The 4,875-nt window shown below is 34.5% G+C and carries 5 protein-coding genes; all 5 read right to left on the bottom strand.

Annotated elements, in window-relative coordinates; genetic code table 11:
- Positions 1–35: 35 nt before the first annotated feature.
- On the bottom strand, positions 36–1,514 hold the full coding sequence (locus IC220_RS06020; protein ID WP_188153588.1) for an AAA family ATPase: 1,479 nt from the start codon (positions 1,512–1,514) through the stop codon (positions 36–38).
- A gap of 39 nt (positions 1,515–1,553) precedes the next feature.
- Positions 1,554–2,051: a hypothetical protein gene (locus IC220_RS06015; protein ID WP_188153587.1), complete on the bottom strand. Its 498-nt coding sequence runs from the start codon at positions 2,049–2,051 to the stop codon at positions 1,554–1,556.
- A gap of 18 nt (positions 2,052–2,069) precedes the next feature.
- Positions 2,070–2,882, bottom strand: coding sequence for an AAA family ATPase (locus tag IC220_RS06010; protein ID WP_188153586.1), 813 nt, complete (start codon positions 2,880–2,882; stop codon positions 2,070–2,072).
- Between the two features lie 18 nt (positions 2,883–2,900).
- Positions 2,901–3,725 carry an ATP-binding protein gene (locus IC220_RS06005; protein WP_188153585.1) on the bottom strand — a complete coding sequence of 275 codons (825 nt, stop codon included), beginning with the start codon at positions 3,723–3,725 and terminating at the stop codon, positions 2,901–2,903.
- 69 nt (positions 3,726–3,794) lie between these two features.
- Positions 3,795–4,316 carry a sigma-70 family RNA polymerase sigma factor gene (locus tag IC220_RS06000; protein ID WP_188153584.1) on the bottom strand — a complete coding sequence of 174 codons (522 nt, stop codon included), beginning with the start codon at positions 4,314–4,316 and terminating at the stop codon, positions 3,795–3,797.
- Positions 4,317–4,875: the final 559 nt, after the last annotated feature.

The following is a 4,875-nucleotide window of genomic DNA, read 5'->3' as shown; positions in this document are numbered from 1 at the left end:
ATACGGCTACAGACTCAACCCTTTTACTCTCAGTCTTAAGAAGTAACACCAACGCTGCGCCACTGGCTATTTACCTTGCTAATCTGCATAGCTGGAATAGATTCGCCATTCCTTAGTTCAAATATCAATTTGTGCTGTTCATTATTTTTCATCATCATTATACCTGAAGTATATAAACTTCTTAAGGCAGATGCACCGCTGAAACTTTGAAATGGCTCTTCTGACAATAATTTCTTTGATACCTTTTTAGTGTTATGCGTTAAGATAATACCACATCTAGGGTTTGTCATCGCTCGTAACTTTTCAACTCTATTTTTTAAAAAACAAAACATGGCACTATTGCTATTCTCTTCTTTATATTTATTAAAGTCAAAAATACTGCGCAGCGTATCTATAGCAATGATATCTACTTCTTTTACGTTTAATGTTTCTTCCATAATATTAACAATTTTTCCTACTCCCTCAGAATCTAAAAGTAGCTTTGTCTTTGGAGTAATAATTAAATTTTCTGATACTAATTCTAGAGATTTTTCGTCAAAATTCAGTTGTTGCAATCGCTCCTTAATGTAGTGGTACTCAATATCAGTTTGAAGATAGAATATTTTTAATGGCTTAGCTGGAACCATGCCTAAAAATGGTAATCCTGCAGACATATATGCTAACCAAGAAAGTAGGAGGTCAGTTTTTCCAACCTTTGGCGCTCCTCCCAGCAATAACATTCCTCCAGGTGTTAAAATCCTTGGTGCAATTATGTCTTTTGGTAATGGAGATTTATCTTTTAAATATTGTCTAGCTGGAAATGCCTGTATATTCTTCTGGTTTGATGCAAATAGTCGTTTTATATCTATCTCTTCTTCATACCCTTTAGGTATACTATGCAATATTCCTAAATCAGCCAGTTCAGCAGAAATTTTTTCAACATATTTTTCATCCTTATCCGGCCAAATTATTACTTGCTTACCTATTAATATAGACCAATCTGTTTCACTAATAGATTCGTATATACCAAGCATTACAGTTGTTGCAGTGATTCCTTGCTCTATTAAGACTTCAGCTCTTTTCTCTCCTTTTACTATCACTATCTCATTGGACCTAATAATACCAGGTATGTTATATAGTGATTTTAAGCCTTTACCAGAAGTTTTCGGATACCAAGCATGTCTGTAATTATTTCTATATAGGTATACATATGCTATCACTTGGTTGTTCTCGTCAAAATAACTATATCTTGCGATTATTCTCTTGTTAAGCCATTCATTTATCACCTCAGTAAGTTTGTTTTTATCAGCAACTAGAGTCCAAAGTGTAACAATATTACCGCTAGTTTTTGTGTTTAAGCTATACCAGCTTCCAGTTTTACCACCTGCTACTTCAACTACAATCTGATCACCATTAACATTTCCAATATAAAATTTTTTCTTGTAAAATTTACCATTGGGAAGTAAATAAAATAAACATGCCTTAATATTATGAAGTAACAAAAATTCCATTTCTCCAGTAATACAAAATTCCATAAAACCTCCAATAAAATTGCTTAAAAAATACGTTTAGAGTTAAAGTTTAGCTACCCAGTCATCCTTCTGAGGTTCAGTAGGAGTAACAACCGTAGCAATTCTATTCCTGTTTCCATATCTACTATCAACCTCAATGCCTACTTTTGCAGTAAACTCCAAACCATTTAAATCAGCTATAGAGTTAATTTTTCTAGCAAAAGTTGCTTTCTCTGAAGTATCATGTGGATGAATATTTCGGGCTGACTCCAAAATACTGCGAATCATAGAACGACCAGACTCTCCCCAAGTATCTTCTGTACCTTCTGCTTTGCCACTTTTAATACCTATAATCTGAAAAATCTTCTGTTTTGCATATGGCCCTTCAATGACAGTAAATTCAGCATTTAAATAGATACTGCCAGTAGAAAGACTTCTAGTGAACCAACATTCATAACCTCCAGGTTTAATTGCCATTTTTACCTTGACTATTGTACCTTTAGGTATTAAACTACTTTGTAGTTTTACGGTGTTAAAATCAGTTAAAGAATTTTGTAGCATATAGTTCTCCATTTAAAATTAATTATTCCATTGATCAACAAGTCTCCAGTGGCCATTTATCTTATCAACAAGCTTATTTGGCACGCGTTCACCATTACGAAGCTCAAATACTATCTGACGTACGGTACTCTCCTCATCATGGGCGTACATTACCATGCCAGTACTATAAAATCCCCGCAAAGATCCAGCACCACTAAGACCTTGAAATGGGTCTTCCTCAAGCATTTTCTTGGATAATTTTTTCGTGTGATGGGTGAGTATTATACCCGCATCTGGATTAGTAGCATTACGTAACTTTTCAAGAGTTTTTTGCAAGAAGAATAACATAGCGCTATTATCATTTTCATTGCCATATTCGCTGCAAAAGATGTTACGAAGAGGATCAATAGCCAAAACATCAGGTTTAAAGCCCTTTTCATTTAAAGAGTTTTTTATTTCACTTATTTCTTCACCATTAAATGATAGTTGTACTTTTGGAGTGATAATTAAGTTGTTAGCAGCTACATCCAAAAGTTCTTTATTGAGCTGAAGTTGCTGTAGACGTTCCTTCATGTATTCATATTCAATTTCAGTTTGCATGTAGAAGATTTTCAAAGGTCTACTTGGCTCCATACCAAGAAAAGGAACTCCAGCAGCCATGTGAACAAGCCAAGAAATCAAAAAATCACTCTTTCCTATTTTAGGAGGACCGCCAAGTACTAACAAACCTCTTTGGGTTAGAATTCTCGGTGAAATAATGTCATCGGGTATAGGTGACTGATCTTCTAAGTATTCTTTGACACTGAAAAAGGGAATTTTTTGCGTAATAGATAATAGAGAGTTTTTAGCCATAAATAGTCCTCCAAAAAATTAATTGTGTGTAACAAGCTGAGTGGCAAAGGCCTTAGTTTTTATTTTCGTAAGTAATTTTCCCAGATGTGGCTCTTCAACCATATCAAGGCAACCACTACGGTCTTTAGCAGGATATCCCCAAGAATTGATAGTATGACAGACAAAAGAACGCTTCTCCGTACCATCATCTTTCTTGATTCCAACCATGCTAATTACTTCATCAACTATACCAGGAATTTCACTAGCGGTTTTAGCTCCTTCACATTGAGGTAACCATGTTGGACGGTTGAAATCATCTAAATATTGACCAAGAGTGCCAACTGTAATGATATCCTTGTTTTGAATATGCTGAAACTGATTGAGCCAGGCCATCATCTCTTGAGCAAGTAATCCATATGCAGCCCTCATATCTTGTTTTCCAGATCTCTCAGAAAAAGCTTCAGGTTGCATTTTTGCCCATAAGAGACACAGACGAGATGCAACTGTTATGCTATCAATGAAAATACATCGATATTTAGAAAACTCTGAAGAGAGCCCATTGTATTTACTTGATACGTGCTCATAGTGTCTTTGACTATATGCTGAATCAGATTTTAGTGCAGGATTTGGACCACCTATGAGACAGGCAATATCCCGAGCTTGATTCCAGGTGCGAATGCTAATTGAATCTCCCTGCCAATCTTGCACAGCAAGTAAACCTGCTTCAAAGTCAAGACAAAGTGTTGGTTCACTTATAGTCTTTAATAGGCTTGTTTTACCAATACCATAAGGTCCAAAGATTACTATTTTCACACCTGTTACTAATTTTACTCTTTCTTCACTATTGATTATTTTTAAGGTCATAATTTCATACCCTCCTAATATATATAGTTCAACATTCAGCATGTAAGTGTTAACCCTCCTTCGTATTTTTTATGAAAGATAGGTCTTTAAGTGCGGAAATTTTTTCCCTATTTGTTTGAGAATCTTGTAGATAGTTGTTCTTGATAAACCAGTAATTTCAGAAACTTCAGCTACATTATAAATTTTAAGTTTTTCACAAAGATCTTGCCAATGTGGTGGTAACTGTTTAATAAGATTTTCAACATCTGAACATACTGCAACTTTGCTTTCAAAGTCATAATTTCTATCAATCAAACTATCCAAGGTTTCATTGTCAAGAAAGGCAATATCTCCACCATATTTCATCCGTTGTTTTCTGTTTATAAGATTAATAACACGACTTTTGATTACCTTGTTTGCAAAGTGGGAAAAACTACTTTTACTTTTTTCGTGTTGCTTGAGACAAGGCCAAATCTCACAAAAAAGTTCTTGTTCTATATCTTCAAGAGTGTCATGAGCAAAACATCTAAAAGACTTCATATATTTAGCATAATCTCTTACCTTCTTAACTAATATATAATTAATCTTAGGGTATTTATTTTTAGACTTCATAGAAGCTCCATAAACAGTTATATGGTTTAAGGATGCAGCCTATTGATCAGGTCTTGCAGGGCACGGGAAAAATTCGTTCCCCCAAATGAAAAATTTAACCTATTGATATTCTTGCATTTTTTCTTGTGATGTCCCCCATGTGAAAAATTCGTTCAGACACATGCTAAATTCTTTATTTGAGTTGTTTCCATTTTGGAAAGTACTGGTGGTTATTGTGCAAACTTTTTTTTACAACTAACAAAGATGATTTTAAACCTGCTAATGCCCTTTGTTGGAGTTTAAAGGGTTATTATGTGCGTTCTTTGAATTGAAACCATTATTCATATCGAAATTTTACTTAAAAAAGAATCCACAAACCTAAGTTCTTCTACCATCTCAACTACAGACATTTTTTTACTAACTTTTTTGCCTGTAGAAGCTCTTGTACTATATGCTCTCACCTATCTCTCACCTACGCTACCGATTGCATATTTCATTTGCATTATGTTGCAAAATGTGCTACACTTTGTCTATGAGATACTTACGCGATTACATACAATCTTCTTTATCTGATGGTAAG

It is taken from the genome of Wolbachia endosymbiont of Pentalonia nigronervosa, assembly GCF_014534705.1.
GTDB lineage: Bacteria > Pseudomonadota > Alphaproteobacteria > Rickettsiales > Anaplasmataceae > Wolbachia.
This window is presented reverse-complemented; position numbering and strand designations above follow the sequence as displayed.